Raw genomic sequence first — 26,450 nt, 5'->3', positions numbered from 1 at the left:
CAGGGATTTTAAGATTTAATACTTTCTGTCAACCACACTATGTGTAAATTTTCTCATCTCATCTAACTCTAAAGATGGTGGCAAAGTATTAAGATACTGTAAAGCCTTATCGGCAAAATCCTCTGCCTTATTTTTTGTATAATCAAAGCCTTTATATTTTTTAATTATTTCGTGCACCTTTGGATAGTCTTCAAATTTACCCTTCTTTTCTATAATGACTCTTTTTAAAAAAGCTTTTTCTTTATTTGTCGCTCTTAGAAGTGCTACCGTCATTGGCAATGTTACTTTGCCCTCTTTAATGTCCGCCCATTTATCCTTCCCGGATACCTTTGACATGGAGGTATAATCAATATTATCGTCAATAAGTTGAAAAGCCATACCAATAAGAAGTCCATAACGTCTTAATACCTTTCGAAACTGTTGGCCTGCATTACCTACTATGGCACCGCTTTCACAGGATGCAGAAATGAGATGTGCTGTTTTCTTTTTCACAATTGAAAAATAATCGTCTTCTGTGAGATCCGGCTTATGGCTCAACTGCATTTGTATAAGTTCACCCTCCGCCATATGCCCGAGTACGTCTACAAAAAGCTCCAGCAAATCATGGTTCCTCATATTGGCAATTATGGAAGAAGTCCTTGCCAGTAAAAAATCTCCTACAAGCACACTATTTTTGTTACCCCATACATGATTTGCTGAAGGTATACCACGTCTCTGCTTTGCATTATCAACGACATCATCATGTAAAAGGGATGCAGAATGATAGAGTTCAACCGCTGCCGCAACCTTTACATAATCTTTTTTAGGCACATTAAACATCCTTGAACTCATTATAACAAGATAAGGCCTTATTCTTTTTCCACCGCTCCCGATAAGGTGCTGACTTATAACCGGTATCTCAGGGATACTGTTCATAGTAACAGCCTTGATATAACTGTTCACAACTTTCAGGTCTTTTGTTACTGAATCCGCACTACTCATTTTACTGGATGAATCCTATCTTTTGAATCTGTTGTTCGGGTGATAATTTTATTTCTCCGAACCTTTCTTCGTACCTCTTTAAATTCTCAGACATGGCGCTTAAAAGCCTCTTCATGTGAATGGGGCTTGTTACAATCCGGCTTCTTACCTTTCCCTGCGGTGCCTGAGGCTGAACGTATATGAAATCCATAATAAACTCCGTTTCTGTATGATTGATTAATGCAAGGTTAATATAAACACCCTGAGATGTCGGTTCATCAAGCTGTATTTGTATACCCGCTTCTTTTTTTTGCTCCTGATTCTGCTGCATATATACCTCCTTTTATTCTTACATCCTTTTTAAACAGTAAAATTATAAAAATGCAAGTATATATACAGCCAAAATAATCCTTTATGTTTACAACTCAGCTTCCATCGCCTATAAGGCTGGGGGTTCAACGATCCCCGAAAGAGACACTAAATAAACGCATGGATGTCTGTCAAGCAAAAAGTCTGCATTATGGTCTAAACAAACATCACTCTGTCTTTGCCATTTAGAAGTGGTTTCATAACACCTATAAGGTAAGCATTTTCGTGTTTTCTTTTCAACAAATTTACAACTTTATCAATATTTTTCTCAGCTACGATCAGTATCATGCCGATACCATTATTAAATGTCCTTAGCATTTCAACATCACTGATATTCCCGAGATATTTTATCATATCGAATATCGGAGGTATTTGCCATGAATCCGTTCTGATAACAGCCATAAGATTATCCGGAAACACCCTCGGCAGATTATCTATTATCCCTCCGCCTGTTATATGAGAAGCTGCTTTGATAAGATTGTTATCCGCTAAGGATAAAACCGTTTTAACATAGATCTTGGTAGGCTTTAACAGTTCTTCTCCAAGTGTACTGCCAAGTTCATCAATATACGCATTAAACTTTATCTTTTTCTTCTCAAGAAGCACATATCTTGCTAAAGAATATCCGTTGCTGTGTAATCCGTTTGAGCCCACACCGATAAGAACATCACCAGCTTTTACAGTGCCGCCGGTGATCAGCCTGTTTCTATCAACGACACCAACAACAAATCCGGCAAGATCATACTCGTCCTTTGCATAGAATCCCGGCATCTCTGCCGTTTCACCACCGATTAGAGTACAGTTTGCCTGTTTACATCCTTTAACAATACCTTTTATTATATTCTCTGCCACATTCAGTTTAAGCCTGGATGTTGAAATGTAATCAAGAAAAACCAGCGGCTCTGCACCGTTCACAATAACATCGTTCACATTCATTGCAACAAGGTCTATGCCTACCGTATCATGAACATCCATCATAAAAGCGATTTTAAGCTTTGTACCGACTCCATCCGTTGATGTAACAAAGACAGGACGTTTATATCTCTTTTTATCGTATTCGAAAAGTCCTGCAAAACCGCCGATACCGCCTATTATTCCCTTTCTCATGGTTGTACTCGTAAGTGACTTCAGCCTGTCCACAAAGGCATTACCTTTATCAACATTAACACCAGCTTCGCTGTATTTCATTATTTTAATCTGCTTTTTTTCTCAAAAATGTTGGGATATCAAGTTCATCGTTATCATACTCTGTGAGCATGACTTTTTTAACCGATTTTACAGAATCAATTTCGCCTATTTTTTTATCCGTCCTTTTAAACGTTGGGATATCCCTGTTCTTATCACCCGTTATAATAGAAAACTTGTTAGGATAAAGATCCTTCTTTTTCCTATCCCCAAAACCGGTTGCTATTACGGTTACACAAACTTTATCTCCTATATCTTCATTTATAACAGTACCGTATATTATATTGGCATTCTCGTCAACCTGCTCTTTGATATGATCACAAACATCTTTTACTTCGTTAAGGGCAAGTGATGCATCGCCTGTTATATTAATAAGTACCCCTCTGGCACCGCTGATCGATATGTCTTCAAGTAAAGGATTTGATATGGCCCTTTGAGCAGCCTCTTTTGCACGTTTATCCCCTGTTCCCTCACCGGAACCCATCATCGCCATACCCATCTCACTCATAACTGTCTTTACATCTGCGAAATCAACGTTTATAAGCCCCGGTATTGTGATAATATCCGATATCCCACGAACGGCGTGTAAAAGTACCTCATCAACCTTTGCATAAGCTTCAATCGCTGTTGTCTTATTATCAGAGATATTGAATAATCTGTCATTCGGGATAACTATGAGCGTATCAACATAATCACTCAATTCCTCAATACCTTTTTCTGCCTGTGCGATCCTTTTTTTACCTTCAAAAGAGAATGGCCTGGTTACAACCGCAACTACAAGGGCACCAAGAGATTTTGCAATCTCCGCAACAACGGAGCTTCCTCCTGTTCCGGTGCCGCCGCCCATACCCGCTGTTATGAAGATCATATCGGCACCCGAAAGAGTTTCTTTTATTTTCGCTTCATCCTCAAGCGCAGCTTCCTTCCCGATCTGCGGATTGGCTCCTGCACCAAGTCCTTTTGTTAATTTTGTACCGATTTGTATCTTATGAGAAGCCCTGTTCCTTGTCAGTACCTGCATGTCCGTATTTAAAGCTATAAAATCAACTCCGCTCATACCATGCTTGATCATCGTGTTTATAGCATTACCACCGCCTCCGCCAACGCCTGCAACCTTGATCTTTGCAGCATGATGATACTCGTTACTTAATTCAAACATTTTATCCTCCTTTTTTTATAAACAATTTTATTGCAATATTTGTAAAAAACGATCTTATCCTTTTCATTAAATCGTCATCCCTTCCACCGTAATATGTATTTGCATCATTCTTGCTTCCATAGATTACAAGTCCTACAGCGGTTGCTAAAGATGGATCTTTAACAACATCGGACAATCCACCGACCCATGCAGGAAATCCTACTCTGACAGGAAGGTTAAATATCTGTTCAGCGATATCCACAATACCGTCGAGAAGTGCACTACCTCCTGTAAGAACAATACCGGACGAGATCAATTCTTTGAAACCCGACTTATTGATCTCTTTATCAACAAGTGTAAGGATCTCCTCCGTCCTCAGTTCAATTATCTCTGCAAGTGTTTGTCTGGATATGGTTCTCGGTTTCCTATTAGCTATACCTTTAACCTCTACGATCTCCGACTTATCCACATTCGCTTTCAAGGCTGTGCCGTACTTTATTTTTATTTTTTCTGCTTCATACACCGGAGTTCTCAGACCCACAGATACATCCTTTGTTAGATGCTCGCCGCCCAGTGCTATAACGCTCGTGTATCTTATGCTACCATCGTAAAATATGGCTATATCCGTTGTACCGCCTCCTATATCCACAAGAGCTACTCCAAGCTCCTTTTCTTCCGGAGAAAGAACAGCCTCGCCCGATGCGATAGATTGGAGCACCACATCGGATACCGTCAGTCCTGACTTGTTGCACGATTTTACTATATTCATTGCAGAAGATACATTCGCTGTAACAATGTGCACTTTTACCTCAAGCCTTATGCCGGACATTCCCAGTGGATCTTTTATACCTCCCTGATCATCAATAATAAACTCATGCGGGATAACGTGAATCACCTCTTTATCTGCCGGTATCGGCATAGCCTTTGCCGCATCAATAACCCTTTTTATATCCGCTATTTTGACCTCTCTGTCTTTTATAGCTATAACACCGTTACTGTTAAAACTTTTTATGTGATCACCTGCTATGCCGGTATAAACATTGGTTATCTCGAAATCTGCCATCAGTTCTGCCTCTTCTACAGCCTGCTTTATGGCTTTAACGGTTGATTCAATATTGATAATATTCCCTTTGCTAAGTCCTTTTGATGGGGAAACCTTGCCTATACCAATGATGTCAATATTCCCTTCGTTAATTTCACCTACTATGGCACATATCTTTGTTGTACCTATATCAAGCCCTACAATTATGTTATTCTTTTTCTGCAAAGTTGTTCACCTCCTTTATTTGATTAACGGCATCTGTGCTTGCAAAGAGCTGTTTGTATTTTAAAATTCCCTCATCGGAAAACCTGAGATCTATTGAAGAAAACATCTGCATTTCACCGCCAAAGTATGTAATTATGCTGTTAAGATTTTCTATTTCAGTTCCTATTGAATCATCTCCAAACCTGATCAATAAACCATCCATGGTAATAATAGAGTAGCCGTTACTGTTTATATGAATCTCTGAAATGTCTTTAGCCGTTATAAGAGAATATTTGTCGATTGCCTGAAGAACGGATACTGCGTTAACAACCGGCCGCAATGCTTCACCTATAAATCGTCTGCCGTCCCCGGTCATCCCCGTAATAACGGGATAATTTGTTGCATTATTATCCGATACCATTTTAAATATTACCCCTTCACTATCAACATAGTAGAGGTGATCCATAAGCACCAGACAGTATGCATTTCTTTCTGAGACCGCTATTTCAATCTTGTGCGGCGGCGATTTCCTAATAGAGATACTTTTTATCCATGGTATTGTCATAATATTCTTTCTAACATTGTTTAATGAAATAGAGAATATGTTTTCTCCGAATTTAAGTCCCGAGGCACTTGCTATCTCTGATGGCTGAACCTTTTCATAACCCTTTATTTCAAGTTGTTTCAATGCAAACAATGGAGATACCATTAATAAACTTTCCGCCTGTATAAACAGCATATATCCGCCGGTTATTAACCCGGCAATCAAAGAAACATAAAGCAGATATTTCATGTATACACGAACCTTCCCGTAATTTTTAAATCTCCTGTTTGATGCTTTACGCAACCTTGAGTTAAAATCATAAGGCATAAATCTATTCACCCGTTACCCCCTTTTAGCCTTGCCGATTTCACTACACCCTCAACGAGCTCATCATATTTCATACCAATCGATTCTGCTATTTTAGGGACATGGCTTAAATGGGTAAGACCCGGCAACGTATTTATTTCCAACATATAGACCCTGCCGCCAGGCGCTGCCCTGAAATCAATACGGGAATAAAAATCACACCCAATTAAATTATGGGCTTTTAATGCATCCTCTTCTGCTGCTTTAATGACCTCTGCCGGTATTCTTGGCGGGATAAAAAACGTCTCTTTCCCTGGCGTATACTTGGAATCGTAATCGAGAAAACCGGCCGGTGTTTCGATCTCCATAGAACCGAGCACCTTGTTCCGATAAATGGCAACCGTTATATCCCTGCCTTCTATAAAACGCTCTATCAAAACACGATCACTATACTTTAGTGCAATATCTAATGCCTCCTTAAGCTGTGATGAACTTGATACTACGCTCATCCCTACGCTTGAACCTTCTTTAGACGGCTTAACGACGTACGGTAAATTTATCCCGCATTCTTCCAATACACTCTCATAAGGAATATCCGCCTTATCTATAACTATGTACGGCGGCGTAAGAATGCCGGCGCTTGTGAGGATATGCTTTGTGAGTAATTTATCCATTGCTATTGCGCTCGCTGTAACACCAGAGCCTGTATATGGGATACCCATTATCTCGAGTAAGCCCTGAACAGCACCATCCTCCCCATACCTCCCATGAAGCGCATTAAAAACGACCTGCACATCGTGTTCTCTTAACACTGCGGGTAAAGCCTTATTGACATCAATTCTTAAGACATCATATCCGAGCAAGCTGAGTGCTTTTAATACATTTTCGCCTGATTGAATTGATACATCCCTTTCAGAGGATAAACCTCCGAGTAATACACCTATTTTAGTTCTTTTATTTATACCATTCATTGATCCTCACCAACTATGATTACTTCCAACTCTAATTTTAATCCTGTTTTTTCTTTTACTTTTTCCATACCCGCATCTATTAGTGCCAGTACATCGGTAGCAGTAGCACCGCCGGTATTAATTATAAAATTTGTGTGAAGCTCCGAATACTTTGCATTTCTTACCCTCACACCTCTCATACCTGCTTCATCAAGCATCTCCCATGCCTTTTTCTTTTTTAAATTTTTAAAAATCGAGCCTGCACTTGGATAATTGAGCGGCTGGATCTGTGCCTTGTTTTTTACAATTTCTTCTACCCTTTTTTGAACCTTTACGGTAGACGATCTGCCGAGTTTTATCACTGCCGAGGTAACAATAGTGCTTGTGGATAATGCACTGCATTTCCTATAGCCAAACCCCATATCGTCCTTTTCAAACGTCTTTATCTTACCGGTTCTCTCTATGAATGTAACGGCTTCGATAACGTCCGATATGGTTTCCTTCCCGGTCCCTGCATTCATATATATTGCACCGCCAAGTGTACCGGGAATACCGGCAAGCGGCTCAATTCCTGTAAATCCATTATCCGCACAATACTTAACAATCCCTGCAAGCGGTTTGCCTGCACCAACTTTTAATGTTACAGATACGTCATCCTGATTCTCTACCTCGATTGAATCAAGAGTGTCTTTTATCCTTATAAGCGGTAGCTTTATCCCGCCATCCTTTACAAGGATGTTTGTTCCTGCACCAATAACCAAATACCTCTGGCTGTTTGACCTTGCCCAGTCAATAAACTTGAGGAGATCATCCTTATCCTCGGGAGTAAACAAACACACACACGGGCCGCCAACACACATACTCGTGTAATCCTTCATCATAACATTAAGATTAACACTGCCTCTCACCATTTTCTCTAAAACATTAAAATCAATCATTTGTTTGCAGCCTCTTTATGAGTGCATCCCCGACCGTCCATATATCACCGGCACCGAGTGTAATAACCATATCTCCAGGTTTAACAGTGCGTTCAAGTTCTTCTGCAATTTTATCCTTCCCCTGTATATATCTTACGTCTTTATAGCCCATGTCATTTAATTTACTTACAAGCTTATAAGAATTTACACCTTCAATCGGTTCTTCTCCTGCCGGGTAAATATCGGTTATGATAAGTACGTCAGCCTGATAAAATGCAGTAAGGAAATCATCAAACAAAAACATTGTTCTTGTGTACCTGTGCGGTTGAAATACGACTACAAGCCTTTTATTCCAACCATTTTTTGCAGCAGTCAGGGTAGCTTTTATCTCTTTGGGATGATGCCCGTAATCGTCAACCACGACAATACCGTTTACTTCTCCTTTTATCTGGAACCTTCGTTCTACGCCATTGAACTTTGCAATGCCTTCCCTTATCTTTTCCGGTTCGATCTCCAGTTCTGCACCAACCGCAATTGCAGCAAGCGCATTGTAAACATTATGCTTGCCTGGTATGTTTAATCTAAAACCACCATAATCAACACCTCTTACAGAGGCAAAAAAGGTTGAGTAACCTGCAAGAATAGAAACATCCCTTCCGATAACGTCAGCCTGCGCCGAAAGCCCGTAAGTAATCCTGCGCGTATGAATCTGCGGGATTATTGATGCAACATTTTCTTCATCCAGGCATAGTACGGAAAGCCCGTAGAACGGAACCTTATTTAAAAATTCAACAAAAGCGGACTTCTCACTCTCAAAAGTCTTATAGTAATCAAGATGCTCGGGGTCAATGTTCGTAACAACAGCTATCGTGGGACTCAGTCTGAGAAAACTGCCGTCGCTTTCATCCGCCTCTGCAACAAGATACTCGCTCTGTCCGAGTTTTGCGTTTGAGCCGAATATGTTCACCTTTCCGCCAACAACACTCGTAGGATCAAGCCCTGCGATTGTAAGCATGACCGATATAAGTGATGTTGTCGTTGTTTTACCGTGGCTGCCCGCAATGGCGATTGCATATTTGACCCTCATTAATTCACTAAGCATTTCGGCCCTCGGTATAACGGGAATTCCATGACTCCTTGCGTACATGAGTTCCGGATTATCGGGTTTTACTGCTGATGAGTAAACAATAACATGTGCGTCATTAACATTATCAGCTTTATGACCAATCATAATCTTTGCGCCAAGTGACCCGAGCCTTTCTGTTATCTTCGATGCCTTAAGATCTGATCCGCTTACCATGTAACCAATATTCAGGAGCAACTCGGCAATGCCGTTCATGCCGGAACCGCCTATACCAACAAAATGAATATGTTTTATTCTTTTATGCATATTAAGCCTTCTTAAGCCTCATCAATCCATCAACTATATCCTTTGATGCATCGGGTTTGGACCATCTTCTCATTGATTCAGACATTGCAATAAGCCTGTTCTGATCCGATAATAATAAATGTACGGCATCAACCACCATTGGTACACCGTCAGTATCCTTTGATATCAGTATTGCACCGCCAGCATTGGCAACCTCTGCTGCATTGATAGACTGGTGGTCGGATGCAGCATGCGGATAAGGAATCAGTATGCACGGAATACCAAACAATGCGAGTTCAAATAATGTAGAAGCCCCTGCTCTGGAGATCGCAATATCTGCCTGTAAAAATGCAGAACTCATATCATCTATAAAATCATAAACCTGTGCGTTAAAGCCGTACGCTTTATAAGCATCTTTTACCGCTTTATAATCAGCGGTACCCGTTTGGTGTATGAACAGAATTGTATCTTTTTTATCTTTTAGTCCCTGGAGCGATGATACCATCATCTTGTTTATCTGTGCTGCACCTTGGCTACCGCCGAGGATCAGTATCGTTTTAATACCAGAATTCGACTTTTTAGACGGCGTACTGCTAAACCTTACCGGCAACCCGGTAAGGACAACTTTATTTGGGGGAAAATAATTCTTTGAGACACCGAAGGATATGAATATTGACTTTGAAAACCTTGCTAAAATCTTATTGGCAAGGCCTGGGATAGAGTTTTGCTCATGAACCGCGGTTGGTATACCCATAATAGCGGCAGTAATCACTAAAGGAAAAGATGCATAACCCCCGACACCAAGCACAGCCTGGGGTTTAAATGAATTGATGATCCCGTATGATTTTTTTATTGAACCGGCAAGGAGTGATATCGCAGCCATTTTATCCACCATACCCTTGTTCTTAAAGCCTCTGACATTTAGAAGAATTCTGTTCTTCTCCGGCAAATTCCATTTTCTGCTCTCTATACCATCCTCGGTCCCAACATAGAGATACTCCATACCTACATCCCTCCTGATGATTTCTTGCACAACAGACATAGCAGGAAAGAAATGTCCACCACTACCCCCACCTGCTATAATTAACTTCATCCTCTCCATCATTTACCCTTTTTGTTAAATTAAGTATAATACCTATTGAAATGAGATTCGCAACAAGTGAACTGCCCCCATAGCTTATGAATGGGATTGTAAGCCCCTTTGTCGGAAGTAAGCCGAGTGTAACTCCGATGTTTATAATAGACTGCAGTGCTATAAACAGTGTCAGTCCAAAAACCGTTGCCTTTGTAAACACACCTTCTGCTCTGAATCCCACACTTAACATCTTATGAATTAGGTATATAAAAACACCTACAACAATCACAACGCCTATAAAACCCAGCTCTTCTGCTATAACAGAAAAAATAAAGTCCGTGTGCGCCTCGGGCAGATAAAACAACTTTTCAAAACTGTTGCCGAGTCCTACGCCAGTTATCCCGCCCGATCCGTAGGCAATTGCCGATTGTATAATTTGAAAACCGGATGTGTTCGAATGTTCCCATGGATCAAGGAACCCTTTTATACGATTGAGTCTGTAGCTTGAATGAAGCACCAGCATAACAGCTACCGGGATTACAGATACGACGGCAAAAACAAGCTGCATAATATCGGCTCCCAGGAGAAACAGTATAAAAAATACAACCGAAACTATGATGATTACACTGCCGAAATCGGGCTGCAGAAGTATAAAAAAACTCATAATACCTGTATATACAAGCGGGAGTAAAACCGGCGTTGGATTGTTTGCCCTCTGAATCTTTTCATCAAGTACATGTGCGATAAGCAGTATTAAAATAGGCTTTGCGAACTCCGAAGGCTGTACCGAGAAATGCCATAATTTTATCCACCTGTGCGATCCGCTTACAACTACACCTATGTGCGGAACGAATACGAGTATCAATGCCAGAATGATAGCTCCATACAAAAACCAGATGTATTTTCTTATTATATTTATATCAATCCCGGCTGCAACAGCAGCCGATATAAAACCGATTATAAGATAAATGACCTGCCTTTTTACAAAGTAATATTTACTACCGTATTCCTGCAGTGCATATATAGAACTTGCGCTGAAGACCATTATGACCCCGAATATACACAAACCGAATGTTGCAATGATTATTCCGCGATCATATCCCTTCATGAGCATTTTCCTTCGTTAATTTTAAGACAGCTTCTTTGAATACATCACCACGCTGTTTGTAATCCCGGAACATATCAAAACTTGAGCATGCAGGAGAAAGAAGTACTACATCTCCTGCCCGTGCATGTTCATAAGATTTATTCACTGCCTCTTCCATGTTCTGAACTACAATATAATCAACCATACCTCTAAACGTATTAAGGATATTTTCCTTTGCCTCACCCATAACGATTAAAAGTTTTACCCTGTTCTTAATCAGCTCAGAGAGCGGACTATAGTCTCCGCCCTTATCTCTTCCTCCCATTATAAGAATAACTGGTTCTGCAAAGCTCTTTAAAGCCACGCGGACAGAATCTACATTCGTAGCCTTAGAATCATCATAGTATTTTATTTTATTGATCTCCGACACAAGCTCTATCCTGTGTGATAATCCCTTAAATTTATCCAATGTTGATTGTATGCTTTCATCCTGAACATCAAGCAGCCTTGCGATTATTATTCCTGCCATGGTGTTCTGAATATTGTGAACACCATTCAATGATGGATTCTTAACTGTAAATTCTGATTTGTTTTCAGAGCCGTCAACATATATAATCTTATTATTGTTATAATAAGCACCTCTCCTGTTCCTTTTATTTATAGAGAAGCTATACGTTTTTGCCCTAATCTTATGCCTTGATTTAACGGTAATAACATCTTCCGCATTGATTATCGCGTAATCGCTCTGAGACTGGTTCATGAATATTCTAAATTTAGCCTGAGCATATTCATTCATGTTCCCGTAACGATCAAGGTGATCCTCTGTAATGTTCAAAAGTACCGAAATCCATGGTCTGAATGTGATGATACCTTCGAGTTGATAGCTCGACAGCTCAAGCAGGTATAATCCGTAACCTTGATCGTGATCTATAAGCTCTATAAACGGGGTCCCGATATTACCGCCGACCCCTGTCTTTATCCCTGCATTATTTAGAATCTGTCCGGCAACCGTAACTGTTGTACTTTTACCATTTGTGCCGGTTATGCCTATTATCTTCTTATCCGTAAATCTACATGCAAGCTCTATCTCGCTGATAACCTCTATACTCTTTGTTCTCGCTTCTGTTATCCCTTCCAATGACATCGGCACGCCCGGGCTTACGATAACATAATCAAATTTGCCTACATGCTTACCATCCCAATTATCAATTATCTTTGCATTCCACGATTTTAAAGTATTTAAATTATCAATTCCGTATAATGGCTTCTGATCAAAGCATGTCATAGAAGCGCCCTTTTTGTATAAAAAATCTGCTGTTGCAATCCCTGTCTTACCAATGCCTATTATAGCAACATTTTTACCATTTAGTTCCATTTTTTACCTTAGTTTGAGTGTAGAAAGTCCAATCAATGCAAGCAAAATAGATATGATCCAGAAACGAACCGTGATCTTTGGTTCTGACCAGCCTTTAAGTTCAAAATGATGATGTATGGGCGCCATTGCAAATATCCTTTTGCCTGTTAATTTATAACTGGCTACCTGTGTCATCACGGATAATGCCTCAAGAACGAAAATACCTCCTATAATCATAAGCAGCAGTTCCTGTTTTAATATTATAGCCGTAACCCCAAGCATACCTCCTATTCCAAGAGCGCCGACATCGCCCATGAATATTTCCGCCGGATATGTATTGAACCATAAAAATCCAAGCGATGCACCAATAACAGCACCCGCAAGAACAGATATCTCTCCGGTTCCCTGTATAGAAGTAAACATAAGATAATCTGAAAATTTTATATTACCAAGTACATAGGCATAGACAGCGTACACGCTAAAAGATGTCATAACAGGCACAATTGCAAGCCCGTCCTGTCCATCCGTCAGATTAACGGCATTTGCGGCGCCTATCACGACAAAGATTATAAACACAAAATACAGCCAGCCAAGATCGATGATAGCCTTTTTAAAAAACGGGAATGTGAGTGTAAATTTTATATCATCATATCTAATAAGCAAATATATAATGAGAATCGTGAGAAGCGTTTCTATGATAATTTTGTAACTGCCTTTGAAGCCTTTTGGATTCTTTCTTGTTAGCTTCAGGTAATCATCCATAAAACCAACTGCCCCGAATCCTACAAGCGTGAAAAGAAGTATCCATGTATAAATATTCAATATATCCATCCATAGTATCGTTGATACAACTATAGCACCTATTATGAGAAGCCCGCCCATAGTAGGAGTCCCTGATTTATTAATATGATTTTTTGGTCCATCCCTTCTTATAACCTGTGATCCCCCTATACCCGACATAAATCTCTTAAAAGCATTCCCGAAGATCAATGTTATAAGTAACGAGGTTATTACAGCGCTGAGGGTTCTAAAGGTTATATACTTAAGTACATTAAATACGATAAACTTTTTAGCCAATGGGAATAACAGATACTCAATCATGACTCCACCCTTTTAACCTTTCAAGTTCTGTTAGGATATCCTCCATGTGCATCTTTCTGGAGCCTTTTATATATATAACAGCTGAATTCCTACTCATGGTAACAAGTTCGTTTACAACCTGATCTATATCTCTTGCCTGCCTTACGTCGGCATTATTTGCTGTTGATACTATACCCTTTTTTACGTATTCGGAAAACTCACCAATAAGTATAAATTTCCTTACACCTTTCAAAGCCATAAATTCCCCGAGCTCTATATGCTGTTCTGAAGCATGTTCGCCAAGCTCAAGCATATCTCCAATAACAGCCATAATGCTATCCGGACCATATTTTTCCACTGCCGATAATAATCCCATGCTTACCGAATCGGGGTTCGCATTGTACGTGTCATCTATAACAGTTATGCCGTTATTATAATTTATGGTCTTCCCGCGTCCAGCCACAGGATAAAAATGCGTACACGCATCTTTTATGGCATCCCATTCAATGCCCAAAACCCTTGCACATAAAATTGCATACCCAATATCATACAGATAATGCCTGCCATTTAATGGGGTATACATATGCTGCTGTTCATTATTATGCAGAATGTCAAATTCCATACCTTCATTTACGAATTTAAAGGAGATAATTCTGAGTTCTGCGTCCTCAGCGAAACCTGCACTCAGTGTATCGCCCCTAAACCTATGGGCAATATCTTTGATAAAAGGATCATCCGAGTTTACTATAGCAGTAGAATATACCGACATATTTTCAAACATCTCTGCTTTTGCCTTTGCCACACCATCAATGTCTCCAAAGAATTCAAGGTGACTCCTTCCTATATTTGTGAGTATCCCGATATCCGGATCGGCTATGTTGGTAAGGCTTGCAAGCTCGCCAAACCTGCTTGTTCCGAGTTCCAGAACCCATACGTTAGTGTCATTCTCCATATTGAGTATTGATATGGGCAAACCGATAAGATTATTAAAATTGCCTTCCGTTTTACCCACATTTTTATTTGATGATAAAAGAGCCGCAACCATCTCTTTTGTTGTTGTCTTACCGTTACTCCCTGTTATGCCGATAACCACCGGGTCATGCCTGTGTCGTATACTGCCGGCAAGCTCCTCAAGTGAGGAAAATGTATCTTCAACATCAAATATGGTATTGGTATTAAATTTATTGATTATATCTTTTCTCGACCTGTTGATCACAATCCCTGCTGCCCCGCCTTTAAAGGCATCTTTTACAAAATCATGGCCGTCAAATCTTTCACCTTTTAAGGCAAAAAATAGTCTTCCTTTAAGTTTTTTTCTTGTATCCGTTGATACACCGTCTGCGATCCAGTTATCGCCGGCATTAAAAATATCTATGTTTTTTAATCCCTTCATATCATTCATTAATATTTTCATTCTAATAATCCGAAGCATCTCATGATCTCTTCCCTATCACTAAAGTGAATGGTCTTATCACTGAATATCTGGTAATCTTCGTGTCCCTTACCTGCAATCAGAACAACGTCCCCATTCTCGGCTATATCAATCGCTGCTTTTATAGCATCTTTTCTATCCTCTATTACCGTATAAAATTTTCCTGTAGATTTATTTTTCATGTCTGTGGCTTTTTTAACGCCTTTAATTCCCTGCTCGATATCATAAATTATGTTTGAGGATGCTTCAGAACGTGGATTGTCGGATGTTATGATCGTTATATCAGATAATCTTGCTGCTATATCTCCCATAATAGGCCTCTTACCTTTATCCCTGTCACCGCCACACCCAAACACTGTTATGAGCTTCTTTTTCTTTAGCCCGTCAAGCGCCCTGAGTACCTTTTCGAGTGCATCGGGTGTATGAGCATAATCAACGAATGCGTATATCCCTTTTGGATTATTTACCCTTTCAACCCTGCCCGGCACACCAGTAAGTGATTCTATCCCCTGCTTTATGTGTTGGTAGTCAACCTTTGCAACAATGGCTGCCGACACAGCCGCCATTATATTATAAATATTATAATAGCCTACCAGTGCGGAGGAAAGTTCAATTATGCCTATCGGCGTTGAAAGATTCATCTTTATTCCGTCAAGAGACACGGAGGATTCTATAAGCCTTGTATCTGCTATTGAGGATATCCCGAATTTAAGCACATGTATGCCCTTCTTTATATTAATCCTTTTTACCCATGGATCATCGCTGTTAAGAATTGCAAACTTGTTGTCCTTGTTACTTACGGGTAATATCTTTTCAAAAAGCTGTGCCTTTGCTGCATAGTAGTTTTCCATTGTTTTATGATAATCAAGGTGATCCTGGGTAAGATTTGTAAAAATGGCTATATCAAAATTAATCCCATTCACCCTGCGTTGTGATATGGCATGCGACGATACCTCCATGATCAGATCTGTTGCACCCTGAGACAGGTATTCACTCATCATCTGATTGATATCAAGTGACTCCGGCGTTGTGTTTACGGCTTTCTTCCGCTGATCCATGAATCTATAATTAACGGTTCCTATAATAACAGGCTTTCTAGAAGCAATTCTAAATATGTTCTCTATAAGGTATGTTATCGTAGTTTTTCCATTTGTACCCGTAACCCCGACGACACAAAGTCTTGATGATGGATTTTTATAGAACTCCTTTGCGAGTAGTGACAATGAAAGCCTTGGATCTTCAACTACTACCTGGCAGATACCTTGTATGTCCCTGTTATATTCCTTTGCCACAACACATGCAGCCCCTCTAATAACCGCATCGTTCTCGTATTTGATCCCATCCTTTTTTTCACCCTGGATTGCTACAAATAAATCGCCGCTCTTTACCTTTCTTGAGTCGTACGCGATGCCGGTTATGTCTTTGGGCATTTCGTTGTGTATTGATGTATAGTTTATAGCTTTTAATAGCTTTTTAAATTCCATGCTTTCCTCTCATAGAGAAATTAACTACAACAGCACCTTTTACGTATGGCGCATCGGGAGATGGGTTCTGTTTAACAGCATAACCTGTACCTTTTATTATTATGTTATCAATCCCAGCTTCTTTTGCCTGCTTTAAAACAGCCCTTATTGGCTTACCTATAAAATCAGGGACAAAACCCGTTTGTGTACTTATGTACTCTCCTATCTGATTTATGTCCGGTATGGAGGGATTACTCGAAGGCGTTGCCATAAGATTTAATTTTGATGGAACTCCAAGATACGGCAGAACCCTTTCTGCAACTTCTTTAAATACTGGGGCGGCACTATCACCTCCGTATTGATCCTTCTTTGGATCAATGAGCATTATCAGCATAACGATTCTTGGATGTTTTGCAGGGATAAACCCCATAAATGATGTTATGAATCTGTTCTTGTAGTAACCGCCTATTTTTGGAACAGGGATTTGTGCCGTACCTGTTTTGCCTGCAACCGTATACCCGTTGATCTGAGCATTCAAACCCGTACCGCCGTCATTTACAACCCGCACAAGCATGTTGGTCATATCGTGTGCAGTACTTTCCGATATTACCCTTTCCCTGATAACCGGAGGCAGTGTAACGGCTTTCCCGTCCGGCTTCATTATCTCCTTAACAATAGTCGGTTTTATCAGTATACCTCCATTTGCTATTGCGCACATAGCAACCGCGAGCTGGATAGGTGTTGCCGATACCCCCTGACCGAATGGTATTGTATCCACCGATACTCCGGACCATTTATTAATAGGATTAAGGATACCCGAAGATTCGCCCGGTAGTTCTATACCTGTTTGCTTGCCAAAGCCAAATCTCCTGAGGTATGTGTACAGAATACGCGGGCCCACCTTCTCACCTATCTTTGCTGCACCGATGTTACTGCTATATTTTATTATGTCTGCTACACTTAACAAACCAAACGACCTTCCCGCATCCTGGATTGTAATATTATAAACCCTATAATCTCCATCATCGCAAAATATGTCTTGCGTGGGGGAAATAATGCCACTATCTATGGCTGATGATATTGTAAACGGTTTAAAAATAGAGCCGGGCTCATAGCTGTCTTCAACAGAGATGTTTTTAAATGCGGAAATCGGGTAATTCATATATATGTTAGGATTAAAATCCGGTATATTTGCCATTGCAAGAACTTCACCCGTGTATGGCGACATTATAATTCCTATACCTTTTTGAGCCTCATATTTAGACACAGCATTACTTAATGCCTGCTCAAGCATGAACTGAATATTTATGTCAATGGTACTAACAACATCATCACCGGACGTTGCTCTACTCTTAAATGATTCATTCGTGTACATAGGACTGTTGTGTCCATCTACATCTATAATCGCTTTATATGGTTTACCATTAAGATAGTTGTTCAATGACAGTTCCATTCCGGCCAAACCGTTTGAATCTATATCAACGAATCCGAGGACACTGCTCGCGAGGTTCTTGTTCGGATAAAATCTTCTGTACTCTCTCAGCATGTAAATGCCATCCAGTTTATACTGCATTAGTTTTTTACCAACCTCAGGATCCACAAGTCTTTTTATCCATACAAACTGTCTATCTTCATCCATCTTTTTATAAACAGCTTCCTTACTGACTCCAAGGACATGCTCAAGAATTGCTGCGGTTCTCCACTTTGCCCGAACCTGTGCAGGATCCATATAGAAAGAATCAACAAGAACACTCTGCGTAAGAATGCGGCCGTCCCTGTCCATAATGACCCCTCTTGCGGGGATCAGTTTTACTTCTCTAGAATATTGGTGTCTTGCAATCTCAGCATATTTCCTGCCTTTAATAACCTGTAGAAAAAAAGCCTTGGACAGAACTATAGAAAAACCGGAGATGATTAGAAAATAGATTATAAATATCCTTACAGGATAATGAGTATTATGAATACTTTGCCTGTAGTCCATTCTATCTATTTAGCAGTATTACTTGATCAGGTGCAGCATAAACCAGGTGTAATTTGTTTTTTGCTATAGATTCAATTCTGCTTCTGCTCTTGAGTGTCGCCATCTCCAGATTATATTGATCCGTTTCCTGTTCCAGCTTTTGTATCTCTTGATTTAGTGATGATATCTTGTAGCCTTCTGCTATAAAGTCTATCCTGCTCCATATCAAGAATAATACAAATATAAGAACAACTGCAACTGCTGTCAGTAATTTTACCGGTGATAAACTCAGGGTATAACCCGATTGATAATCTGTAGAATGTGTATCTACATAAGCCTTTACATTCATTATACCTCCTTAAGCTACTCTCTTAACCGCCCTTAGTTTTGCACTTCTCGCCATACGATTTAAATCAAGTTCAGATTCATCCGCTGTTAAAGGTTTCGGAGTCAGCAATGTAAACGAAGGCCCGGTTATGGTTAATAGCTGTTTAAATACATTTTTTACAATTCTATCTTCAAGAGAATGAAATGATATTATAACAATTGTTCCTTCAATGTTTACAATATCTTTTACAGAATCAACAAACGATTTAAGATTTTCCAATTCATTGTTTACAAAGATCCTGATCGCCTGAAACGTCCTTGTAGCAGGATGTATGCGTGTATATCTTTTTACTACATTAGAAATTATCGCTGAAAGTGTTAGTGTGTTTTGTATGGGCCTTTTTTGACGTGCTATAACTATGGCCTTTGCAATCTTATAAAAATATTTTTCTTCTCCATATTCTTTTATGATCTTTGCAAGCTTCTCCTGCGTAAATCTGTTTACCACATCGTATGCTGTTAAGTCTGACGACCTATCAAACCGCATATCAAGAGGTCCGTCCTTTATAAAACTGAACCCTCTTGATTCATCAAAAATCTGAGAGACATTAAAACCAAGGTCTAAAAGTATCCCGTCAAATTTCTCAAACTCGCTTTGCTTAATAATGGTTTTGATATCTTTGTAATTGGCATTTACAAGCTTGATCCTTTGCTCAAAGTCCTTAAGGTTTGTCTTTGCCGCCTCAAGTGCGGATGGATCAATATCAACACAAACAACAAAACCGTCTGGCGAAGATGCCTCCAGTATAGCCTTTGCATGCCCTCCATGCCCCACGGTTGCATCAAGATAAACGCCTTTATTATGAGGTGACATATTTTTTATAACTTTATCTACTAATACGGGTACATGCATTTATACACCGTGCTCAGATATGCCTTTCTTTATGTTATGGAAATTATCTTTAAGCCTTTGATGTTCTTTACCATAAGTATCTGCATCCCATATCTCAAATGCATCGGCCATACCGATGATTATTACCTCTTCCTTTAGGCCTGCTTCTTCGCGCAGGTATGAAGGGATAAGTAATCTTCCAAGTTCATCTATAAGATAGTCAGTTGCATCACCGAGCTGAAAGCGTTTATAATCTTCTACAATGTCGAGTGTCGACGGCAGCGTGTTTAATCTATCAATTCTTTTTTTAAAGACAGCGTAAGGGTAAATCTCAAGATAGTTTAGCCCATTACTTATAATGACATGATTATCATATTCCTCGGACAGTATTTTTCTGAATGCGGATGGAACACTTACCCTGCCTTTTTTATCAATCCTATGTTTATGCCTTCCTATAAATTCCATTTGTCACCTTACAATTTTGTATCATTTTTATACCACTTTATACCACTTAATACCACTATAGTATATTAAAATGTGTTGTCAAGCTATTATTTTATGGAATTTGCTTAGTTTTTATCTGAAATCAAAGACTAACTGAAAATCGTCAATATTACTTACCCTCTCTTTCGGGTTTCACGTAATCCAACTTATAAAATGAAATATTCTCAAGTATTAAAGTACAGTGTGCTGATAAGATTTAATATTTACTTGCTTTTGATTTTTTGTATATGGTATATAATGAATGAATATTCACTCAATGGAGGAAAGTATGAGAAACGAAAACATTACAAAGCCTGTAGGCGGCGGATTTTTATTAGAGCCTGCAGCATCAAGGGACGTCTTCACACCGGAAGAATTTACAGAAGAACAATTGAGTTTTGTGGATACTGCAAATGACTTTATGGAAAAGGACGTAATGCCTTTAGTAGATCAGATGGAAGAGCATGACAAAAAGATAGACATCAATGTTAAACTTATGAAAAAAGCGGGCGAGATTGGTCTTTTGATGATAGAAATCCCCGAAGAATTCGGCGGTCTTGGCAGGGATCTCTCTACATCACTACGCGTATCCGAGAAAATAGCAAAATCAGGTGCATTTGCTGCAACAATACTTGCACACAACGGGATAGGGACACTTCCAATAGTTTATTTTGGCAATGACGAACAGAAAAAGAAGTATCTGCCAAAACTCGCCACCTCCGAGATGATAGCTGCTTATGGGCTTACAGAAACAGGCTACGGCTCCGATGCGTTAGGCGCAAAAACAAAGGCGGTATTAAGTAAGGATGGCAAATACTACATACTCAACGGAGAAAAACAGTTTATAACAAACTCAGGTTTTGCGGATCTTTTTATCATATATGCAAAAGTCGATGGCGATAAGTTTACAGCCTTTATAGTTGAAAAAAATTCTGAAGGCTTATCAACCGGAAAAGAAGAAAACAAGATGGGAATAAGAGGTTCTTCCACAAGATCGGTCATACTTAATGACGTTAAGGTGCCTGTAGAAAATGTGCTCGGAGAGATCGGCAAGGGTCATCAGTCTGCATTGGGTGTACTTGATATCGGGAGAATTAAACTCGGGGCAGCTTCTATAGGCGGATGTAAAGAGATTATGAAATTCGTAACACAGTATGCAAATCAAAGAAAACAGTTTGATCAGCCGATATCTAACTTTGGTATGATAAGAAGAAAATTTGCAGACATAATGATCAAAACTTATGCGACTGAAAGCATGGCTTACAGGACATCGGGGATGATCGATAGCAGTATCACAGCACTCGATCATAAAGCATCCGATTTCAGCAAGAAGGCTGCAAGAATATTTGAGGACTATGATATAGAAGCATCCATAATGAAGGTTTACGGATCAGAAGTACTGGGATTTGTAGTTGATGAAGCCGTGCAATCATATGGAGGATACGGTTTTATTGAGGAATACCCGGTTGCAAGGGCATACAGAGATGCAAGAATAAACAGAATATTTGAAGGCACAAATGAAATAAACAGACTTCTTATTCCTGCAACCATACTTAAGAGATCCATGAAAGGTGAACTGGATTTTATGGGTAGACTAAACGAGATCCTTGCCGAGATAAAGGCCGACAAAGTCAATAAACAAGCTGAAAACGGACTTATTGGGGTTGAAAAGCTTGCAACAGATATTGCCAAAAAAATTGCTATCTATGCAACAGGTGTTGCTGTTCAAAAATATATGTCACAATTAACAGACAAAATGTTTAATTTTGGAAGGGGCGAGTACCTTTTTGAGAATATCGCCAATATGATAATGGAAATATACGCTATGGATTCAGCAATAGCAAGGACATTGAAACTTTCAAGGATACGGGGTGAATCAAAGGTAAACATACCCATGCTCATGACAAAGGCATTTGTTTATGAGGGTTTAAACAAAGTTACACTTCTTGCAAGGTACGTACTTGGTGACACAGCAGAAGATAATGCCGAAGAATTCGGTAAATACAACAAGGCAATGTCAAGGCTTGCGTACGTATATCCACTTAATCTATCAGCCATCAAAGACAAAATTGCACAACATGCTATTGAAAATGAAGGGTACGTATTATAAGAAAATTTTATATCTTTCCGATAAGATCTATCGGGCAGTGGGTGAAGCACTCACTGCCATTTTGGACATACCGGCTGTTCTTGTCGTACGCTGGTTCGTAAAGAATGTCTTGCTTGTCAAAATTGAATAAACAAATATCAATTCTTGAGTTTCTTTAATTCCTTCCGCGCCTCTTTACTTAATCTATCATTGGGATACTTTGATATGAGTTCCTCAAAAAATAATTTTGCTTTATCTTTAGAGCCAATCTTTACAAAACTTTTGCCTATCATATAGTATGTATCCGTTATAAGGGAACTCTTTGGATATTTCTCTACAATAATCCCGTAATTCGCAATCGCAGTTTTATAATCTTTTGTATTATAAGCTATCTCACCAAGATAAAAGAAAGATCTCTCTTTCTCAAGAGTATTACCTTTCTTTGAATATTTTTCAAATACAGGCTTTGCCTGTTCAAACTTTTTGGCTTTAAACAACCTTACGGCGTTATCCAGTGTCAGTACCCTTGGCTTTATAGTGCTTTCTGTATGGTGGGTTAACGCGCGGGAAGAAACGGTTGAAAGACTCATCCACGCCTCCACCGCTGTCATTGATGTTTCAAGTGCGGATAGCCTTTGCTCTGTATCGGTATTCGAAAGCCCTGTCGCAGCAAAAACATTAAATTCTCTGCTGAGCTTATTAAATCTATGTTCTAATATGTCCATTCTATTCCTCAGATCCTGGATATCATTTTTTGTGGAATCAAGTTTTGAAAGCATATCAACCTGATTCTGTCTTACACTTGCTATCTGGGTATCAATCTTCGTATTAAGCTTTTGATTATTCAAATCAACATTTGTCTTTAGTTCCCTAAATTCTTTATCAAGCCTTATATCCTCGCTCGTCCTGATACACCCTGATAAGCTTGTAATTAAAACTATAATTAAAAACGTTGTAAATGTTTTTTTCATATATATCACTCCTGTAATTTGATCATATCAATGAATTAAAATACTTCATCTAATCCTTATTTAATAGTAATTTTATAATTTATCTTATTAGACCATGCGGGTGAACTCATATCATAAGGGGCTGAGATAATTCTATACTGATTACTCCCGTTAGCATTCATAACATACAGCTGCTGATGCCCGTCCCTTGTTGATGTAAATATTATATAATAACCGCCGGGCGACCATCTCGGGCCGGTATTATCCCCTTGATCCTCGGTTAATCTTACAAGATTGGATCCGTCCGGTTTCATAGTATAGATGTCATAAGTCCCATCTTTCGATAAACCCGAGAATGCTATACGATCGCCGGCGGGTGACCAATTGCAGGACGTATTGTACGTCCCATGAAAAGTTAACCGTTGTATATCCGAGCCGTCCGCATTCATGACATAGATCTGGGGACTGCCCGCTCTATCGGAAACAAAGGCAATGTGTTTGCCATCGGGAGAGAAACTCGGCGAAACATTAATGCCTGATGTATTGGTAAGTCTTTTCAATTCATTCCCTGCGAGACTCCTAAGGTATATCTCCGGAGAACCCTGAAAACTTAATGTCAACGCTATTTCATTATCATCCGGAGCAAAAGCAGGACTTATATTCAATCCTTTTTTATTTGATATCGTTTTTATATGGCCGCTGTTCAGATCCAGCATATATAAGGCAGGGGTTTTCCGCATATATGAAATGAATAATAATTTATTACCATTCGGGCTCCACACGGGTGAAAGGTTTATTGTATTATTATATGTAAGCCTTACCATGTTGCTGCCATCAAGATCCATTGCGTATATCTCATCTTTTCCCGTCTTTTTTGAAACAAAAGCAATCTTTGAACCTGCAAGGCCCTCATGCCCCGTAAAAGCATACACAATATCGTTTGCTATGCTGTTACCTATATACTTTACATTTGATACATTCCCTGTGTATTCCTTTGAAAGCAAAGACTTTGCCTGAACGACATCATACACAAAAGCCTTTACAATACCCTTATTGCCTCTTACAGAATAACTCATTTTTACAAGTCCCTCTGCCCCTATGTCTGTCCAATCGGCAAAATTAAACTGGCCCGGCAGTAATCCTCCGTTTTTTTCTATAAATATGGATCGCGGCAGAACTGCAAAATATCCTGATGTCTCAAGGGCATTTGATATCGTATTATGAAGGAGCTTAACGTCTTCAAGATTAGAACCAGGCTTTGCTATAGGCATTGTAACAGCAATGGGTAATCTTTTTATTGTCGGGGCGTTAATATCTATATAAACCTTTGCATAAGCACCGGATGACGATATCATTAAAAATATTATTACCAATGTGTGTACTAAATATCTTTTCATTGACAACCTTCTTTGCAACTGAATTTTATCCCTATATTTATACTATTCTGCAACCAGCTTGGTGGAAGTTGTGGTAAAGGATTCACCTTGTTTATAGCACGAATTGCCGTTTGATCAAAATAGGAATTACCCGAACTTTTTTCTATTTTAATATTGGATACTTTACCGTCCTTGTTTATAGTTATTGATACGATTGTTTCAAGCCCGTAACTTATGGCAGCCATACCGCTGGGCAGAATCCATGCATTTTGTATCTTCTCCCATACAAGCGAATAATATTGTTCTGCGGCAGAGCCGGAAGGCACACCGGAACCCTCTGCACTGTTTGATGATAATGATGGAAATTTACTGCTTTTCTGCTCCTCTTTTTTATTGCCATTATAACCTTTGAGAACATTTAAAAGCTTTTCTCTTTGCAGCTCACTGTTTATTTTATTAATAGCCGAGAGAAGATCTTTTTGGCGTGGGGCATATTTTTTCTCAATAGGTAAAATCATCTCTTTTGCGCTAATTCTCTTTGAGTGAACAACATTATTTTGTTGTACAGCAGGTACATTTTCTTGTGCAGAAGTATTCCTGCTTTCTTCCACAGATACGAGTTTTACAGCATAGAAAGGTTGATAATTTATCTCTTTAGATGGAAGTAATTCTCCATAAGAAATCACAAAAAGGAATATCAGATGTGCCGATATTGATACGGCAACTGCCTTGTAAAAAAAACTTTCATAATTATTAGCACTTTTCATTATCCATGCAGAGGTTCTGTTACCATGCCAAGTTCCTTAATCCCCGCATCCTTGATCGCGGACATAACCCTGACAACAAAACCATAAGGCACATCTTTATCGGCCTTTAGAAATACCTGCTTTTCTCTGTTGTATGCATTGATGGCTTTCAGAGTTTTTCCGAGTTCATTGAGTTTATAAGGATTCTTGTTTATATAGATCTTTTCATCTCTTGTTATCGTGATCATTATTTTTTCTTCATTTGCTTTTATGTTGTTAGCTTTTGCCTGCGGAAGATTAACCTTTATACCCTGCTGCAGCATGGGAGCTGTAACCATAAATATTATAAGCAGCACAAGCATTACATCAACAAGCGGGGTAACATTTATATCTGAAAAAGTTCTTTTGTTATTATTAAACGCCATGTTTATTGATATGCCTCTCAAATACGTTTGACATCTCAATTATAAAGGCATCCATATCATCCATAAACACTTTGATTCTTCTTTCAAGATAGTTGTACGCAAGAACAGCAGGGATTGCCGTAAAAAGTCCAGCCGCGGTTGTTATAAGCGCTTCAGAGATACCGGGTGCTACCACTGCAAGACTTGCTGATTCTGTTATCCCAATGCTCCTGAATGCAGCCATAATGCCCCATACTGTCCCAAATAGCCCGATAAATGGGGCAGAGCTTCCGGTTGATGCAAGAAACGAAAGTAAATTCTCCAATCTGTTCACTTCAACAAGTATAACCTTCCTCATTGCACGTTCTATTATATCAAGGCTTAAATGTATGTTTTCGCTTTCTTCTTCGTCAGAAGATGATGTTTTTTTTCTCATACCCGTTTTGTAGCCTATATCAAATATGGATTTCAGGTATGAGGCTGGCAGGTGCCTTGTTTCTTCGTAAACCTCATTTAATGTTTTGCCTTTTAAAAATACCTCCATAAAAAGATCGGCAGATTTTGATATCCTGTTATAGGAAACATATTTGAATATTATGATTGCCCAGCTCACAATAGACATAATAAACAAGACTATCAAAACAAACTTTGCCACCGGCCCTGCATTGAAGACCATCGACATAATTGAACTCTGGTTTTGGCCTATTATACTGTAATTTAAAATATCCGTTATCATAAATAATATACA

At 39.2% G+C, this 26,450-nt stretch carries 25 protein-coding genes; 1 reads left to right on the top strand and 24 read right to left on the bottom strand.

Annotated features, from left to right (window positions below; genetic code table 11):
- Positions 1-15: 15 nt before the first annotated feature.
- From M1381_11175 to M1381_11085, 19 genes are all read right to left on the bottom strand, one after another.
- On the bottom strand, positions 16-981 hold the full coding sequence (locus M1381_11175) for a polyprenyl synthetase family protein (protein ID MCL4479637.1): 966 nt from the start codon (positions 979-981) through the stop codon (positions 16-18).
- Position 982: 1 nt separating this feature from the next.
- Positions 983-1,291 (bottom strand): DUF3467 domain-containing protein, encoded by a 309-nt coding sequence (locus M1381_11170; GenBank protein ID MCL4479636.1) that lies wholly within the window; start codon positions 1,289-1,291, stop codon positions 983-985.
- A 194-nt stretch (positions 1,292-1,485) separates the two neighbouring features.
- Positions 1,486-2,517 (bottom strand): phosphoribosylformylglycinamidine cyclo-ligase, encoded by a 1,032-nt coding sequence (purM, locus tag M1381_11165; GenBank protein ID MCL4479635.1) that lies wholly within the window; start codon positions 2,515-2,517, stop codon positions 1,486-1,488.
- Positions 2,518-2,521: 4 nt separating this feature from the next.
- Positions 2,522-3,673 carry a cell division protein FtsZ gene (gene ftsZ / locus M1381_11160; protein ID MCL4479634.1) on the bottom strand — a complete coding sequence of 384 codons (1,152 nt, stop codon included), beginning with the start codon at positions 3,671-3,673 and terminating at the stop codon, positions 2,522-2,524.
- 1 nt (position 3,674) lies between these two features.
- Positions 3,675-4,919 (bottom strand): cell division protein FtsA, encoded by a 1,245-nt coding sequence (ftsA, locus tag M1381_11155; GenBank protein MCL4479633.1) that lies wholly within the window; start codon positions 4,917-4,919, stop codon positions 3,675-3,677.
- Entirely contained in the window at positions 4,903-5,781 is an 879-nt protein-coding gene (locus tag M1381_11150; GenBank protein MCL4479632.1) for an FtsQ-type POTRA domain-containing protein, read from the bottom strand. Before M1381_11150 ends, ftsA begins: the two co-directional genes overlap by 17 nt.
- Positions 5,778-6,719 (bottom strand): D-alanine--D-alanine ligase, encoded by a 942-nt coding sequence (locus M1381_11145; protein MCL4479631.1) that lies wholly within the window; start codon positions 6,717-6,719, stop codon positions 5,778-5,780. The genes M1381_11150 and M1381_11145 overlap by 4 nt, the downstream gene beginning before the upstream one ends.
- Complete coding sequence (gene murB / locus M1381_11140; GenBank protein ID MCL4479630.1) at positions 6,716-7,636, bottom strand: UDP-N-acetylmuramate dehydrogenase; 921 nt, start codon at positions 7,634-7,636, stop codon at positions 6,716-6,718. The genes M1381_11145 and murB overlap by 4 nt, the downstream gene beginning before the upstream one ends.
- Positions 7,629-9,005: a UDP-N-acetylmuramate--L-alanine ligase gene (gene murC, locus M1381_11135; protein MCL4479629.1), complete on the bottom strand. Its 1,377-nt coding sequence runs from the start codon at positions 9,003-9,005 to the stop codon at positions 7,629-7,631. Before murC ends, murB begins: the two co-directional genes overlap by 8 nt.
- Position 9,006: 1 nt before the next feature.
- Positions 9,007-10,077 carry an undecaprenyldiphospho-muramoylpentapeptide beta-N-acetylglucosaminyltransferase gene (gene murG / locus M1381_11130; protein MCL4479628.1) on the bottom strand — a complete coding sequence of 357 codons (1,071 nt, stop codon included), beginning with the start codon at positions 10,075-10,077 and terminating at the stop codon, positions 9,007-9,009.
- Positions 10,049-11,167 carry a putative lipid II flippase FtsW gene (gene ftsW / locus M1381_11125; protein MCL4479627.1) on the bottom strand — a complete coding sequence of 373 codons (1,119 nt, stop codon included), beginning with the start codon at positions 11,165-11,167 and terminating at the stop codon, positions 10,049-10,051. The genes murG and ftsW overlap by 29 nt, the downstream gene beginning before the upstream one ends.
- Positions 11,154-12,521 carry a UDP-N-acetylmuramoyl-L-alanine--D-glutamate ligase gene (murD, locus tag M1381_11120; GenBank protein MCL4479626.1) on the bottom strand — a complete coding sequence of 456 codons (1,368 nt, stop codon included), beginning with the start codon at positions 12,519-12,521 and terminating at the stop codon, positions 11,154-11,156. Before murD ends, ftsW begins: the two co-directional genes overlap by 14 nt.
- A 3-nt stretch (positions 12,522-12,524) precedes the next feature.
- Positions 12,525-13,601 (bottom strand): phospho-N-acetylmuramoyl-pentapeptide-transferase, encoded by a 1,077-nt coding sequence (gene mraY / locus M1381_11115; GenBank protein MCL4479625.1) that lies wholly within the window; start codon positions 13,599-13,601, stop codon positions 12,525-12,527.
- Positions 13,594-14,994: a UDP-N-acetylmuramoyl-tripeptide--D-alanyl-D-alanine ligase gene (locus tag M1381_11110; GenBank protein MCL4479624.1), complete on the bottom strand. Its 1,401-nt coding sequence runs from the start codon at positions 14,992-14,994 to the stop codon at positions 13,594-13,596. The genes mraY and M1381_11110 overlap by 8 nt, the downstream gene beginning before the upstream one ends.
- On the bottom strand, positions 14,991-16,496 hold the full coding sequence (locus M1381_11105) for a UDP-N-acetylmuramoyl-L-alanyl-D-glutamate--2,6-diaminopimelate ligase (GenBank protein MCL4479623.1): 1,506 nt from the start codon (positions 16,494-16,496) through the stop codon (positions 14,991-14,993). Before M1381_11105 ends, M1381_11110 begins: the two co-directional genes overlap by 4 nt.
- On the bottom strand, positions 16,486-18,456 hold the full coding sequence (locus M1381_11100) for a transpeptidase family protein (protein MCL4479622.1): 1,971 nt from the start codon (positions 18,454-18,456) through the stop codon (positions 16,486-16,488). Before M1381_11100 ends, M1381_11105 begins: the two co-directional genes overlap by 11 nt.
- Before the next feature lies 1 nt (position 18,457).
- The gene (locus tag M1381_11095; protein ID MCL4479621.1) at positions 18,458-18,784 is read right to left on the bottom strand and encodes a cell division protein FtsL; all 327 of its coding nucleotides are present in this window, start codon (positions 18,782-18,784) and stop codon (positions 18,458-18,460) included.
- A 9-nt stretch (positions 18,785-18,793) separates the two neighbouring features.
- Positions 18,794-19,636, bottom strand: coding sequence for a 16S rRNA (cytosine(1402)-N(4))-methyltransferase RsmH (gene rsmH, locus M1381_11090; GenBank protein MCL4479620.1), 843 nt, complete (start codon positions 19,634-19,636; stop codon positions 18,794-18,796).
- A 39-nt stretch (positions 19,637-19,675) separates the two neighbouring features.
- Positions 19,676-20,119: a division/cell wall cluster transcriptional repressor MraZ gene (locus M1381_11085; protein ID MCL4479619.1), complete on the bottom strand. Its 444-nt coding sequence runs from the start codon at positions 20,117-20,119 to the stop codon at positions 19,676-19,678.
- A gap of 307 nt (positions 20,120-20,426) precedes the next feature.
- Here M1381_11085 and M1381_11080 point away from each other — a divergent pair, with 307 nt between their 5' ends.
- Positions 20,427-22,247 (top strand): acyl-CoA dehydrogenase family protein, encoded by a 1,821-nt coding sequence (locus M1381_11080; GenBank protein ID MCL4479618.1) that lies wholly within the window; start codon positions 20,427-20,429, stop codon positions 22,245-22,247.
- Positions 22,248-22,384: 137 nt separating this feature from the next.
- Here the strand turns inward: M1381_11080 and M1381_11075 are convergent, their stop codons facing one another.
- From M1381_11075 to tolQ, 5 genes are read right to left on the bottom strand one after another with little or no spacing between them, the layout of a single operon-like run.
- Positions 22,385-23,197: a tetratricopeptide repeat protein gene (locus M1381_11075; GenBank protein MCL4479617.1), complete on the bottom strand. Its 813-nt coding sequence runs from the start codon at positions 23,195-23,197 to the stop codon at positions 22,385-22,387.
- Positions 23,198-23,253: 56 nt separating this feature from the next.
- Positions 23,254-24,573 (bottom strand): Tol-Pal system beta propeller repeat protein TolB, encoded by a 1,320-nt coding sequence (gene tolB / locus M1381_11070; GenBank protein MCL4479616.1) that lies wholly within the window; start codon positions 24,571-24,573, stop codon positions 23,254-23,256.
- On the bottom strand, positions 24,570-25,319 hold the full coding sequence (locus M1381_11065; protein MCL4479615.1) for a TonB family protein: 750 nt from the start codon (positions 25,317-25,319) through the stop codon (positions 24,570-24,572). Before M1381_11065 ends, tolB begins: the two co-directional genes overlap by 4 nt.
- Positions 25,319-25,723, bottom strand: coding sequence for a protein TolR (gene tolR, locus M1381_11060; GenBank protein MCL4479614.1), 405 nt, complete (start codon positions 25,721-25,723; stop codon positions 25,319-25,321). Before tolR ends, M1381_11065 begins: the two co-directional genes overlap by 1 nt.
- Positions 25,713-26,438 carry a protein TolQ gene (gene tolQ, locus M1381_11055; GenBank protein ID MCL4479613.1) on the bottom strand — a complete coding sequence of 242 codons (726 nt, stop codon included), beginning with the start codon at positions 26,436-26,438 and terminating at the stop codon, positions 25,713-25,715. The genes tolR and tolQ overlap by 11 nt, the downstream gene beginning before the upstream one ends.
- Between the last annotated feature and the right edge of the window lie 12 nt (positions 26,439-26,450).

This window comes from Deltaproteobacteria bacterium, assembly GCA_023382265.1.
Taxonomy (GTDB): Bacteria; JAMCPX01; JAMCPX01; order JAMCPX01; family JAMCPX01; genus JAMCPX01.
Note: the sequence above shows the minus strand (reverse complement) of the source record. Positions and strands in the feature narration are given on the sequence as shown.

Excerpts from the sequence above, each read along its gene's own strand:
- M1381_11175 (MCL4479637.1), bottom strand. The coding sequence starts at position 981 with ATGAGTAGTGCGGATTCAGTAACAAAAGACCTGAAAGTTGTGAACAGT.
- M1381_11170 (MCL4479636.1), bottom strand. The coding sequence starts at position 1,291 with ATGCAGCAGAATCAGGAGCAAAAAAAAGAAGCGGGTATACAAATACAG.
- purM (MCL4479635.1), bottom strand. The coding sequence starts at position 2,517 with ATGAAATACAGCGAAGCTGGTGTTAATGTTGATAAAGGTAATGCCTTT.
- ftsZ (MCL4479634.1), bottom strand. The coding sequence starts at position 3,673 with ATGTTTGAATTAAGTAACGAGTATCATCATGCTGCAAAGATCAAGGTT.
- M1381_11145 (MCL4479631.1), bottom strand. The coding sequence starts at position 6,719 with ATGAATGGTATAAATAAAAGAACTAAAATAGGTGTATTACTCGGAGGT.
- murB (MCL4479630.1), bottom strand. The coding sequence starts at position 7,636 with ATGATTGATTTTAATGTTTTAGAGAAAATGGTGAGAGGCAGTGTTAAT.
- murC (MCL4479629.1), bottom strand. The coding sequence starts at position 9,005 with ATGCATAAAAGAATAAAACATATTCATTTTGTTGGTATAGGCGGTTCC.
- murG (MCL4479628.1), bottom strand. The coding sequence starts at position 10,077 with ATGAAGTTAATTATAGCAGGTGGGGGTAGTGGTGGACATTTCTTTCCT.
- ftsW (MCL4479627.1), bottom strand. The coding sequence starts at position 11,167 with ATGAAGGGATATGATCGCGGAATAATCATTGCAACATTCGGTTTGTGT.
- murD (MCL4479626.1), bottom strand. The coding sequence starts at position 12,521 with ATGGAACTAAATGGTAAAAATGTTGCTATAATAGGCATTGGTAAGACA.
- mraY (MCL4479625.1), bottom strand. The coding sequence starts at position 13,601 with ATGATTGAGTATCTGTTATTCCCATTGGCTAAAAAGTTTATCGTATTT.
- M1381_11110 (MCL4479624.1), bottom strand. The coding sequence starts at position 14,994 with ATGAAAATATTAATGAATGATATGAAGGGATTAAAAAACATAGATATT.
- M1381_11105 (MCL4479623.1), bottom strand. The coding sequence starts at position 16,496 with ATGGAATTTAAAAAGCTATTAAAAGCTATAAACTATACATCAATACAC.
- M1381_11100 (MCL4479622.1), bottom strand. The coding sequence starts at position 18,456 with ATGGACTACAGGCAAAGTATTCATAATACTCATTATCCTGTAAGGATA.
- M1381_11095 (MCL4479621.1), bottom strand. The coding sequence starts at position 18,784 with ATGAATGTAAAGGCTTATGTAGATACACATTCTACAGATTATCAATCG.
- rsmH (MCL4479620.1), bottom strand. The coding sequence starts at position 19,636 with ATGTCACCTCATAATAAAGGCGTTTATCTTGATGCAACCGTGGGGCAT.
- M1381_11085 (MCL4479619.1), bottom strand. The coding sequence starts at position 20,119 with ATGGAATTTATAGGAAGGCATAAACATAGGATTGATAAAAAAGGCAGG.
- M1381_11080 (MCL4479618.1), top strand. The coding sequence starts at position 20,427 with ATGAGAAACGAAAACATTACAAAGCCTGTAGGCGGCGGATTTTTATTA.
- M1381_11075 (MCL4479617.1), bottom strand. The coding sequence starts at position 23,197 with ATGAAAAAAACATTTACAACGTTTTTAATTATAGTTTTAATTACAAGC.
- tolB (MCL4479616.1), bottom strand. The coding sequence starts at position 24,573 with ATGAAAAGATATTTAGTACACACATTGGTAATAATATTTTTAATGATA.
- M1381_11065 (MCL4479615.1), bottom strand. The coding sequence starts at position 25,319 with ATGAAAAGTGCTAATAATTATGAAAGTTTTTTTTACAAGGCAGTTGCC.
- tolR (MCL4479614.1), bottom strand. The coding sequence starts at position 25,723 with ATGGCGTTTAATAATAACAAAAGAACTTTTTCAGATATAAATGTTACC.
- tolQ (MCL4479613.1), bottom strand. The coding sequence starts at position 26,438 with ATGATAACGGATATTTTAAATTACAGTATAATAGGCCAAAACCAGAGT.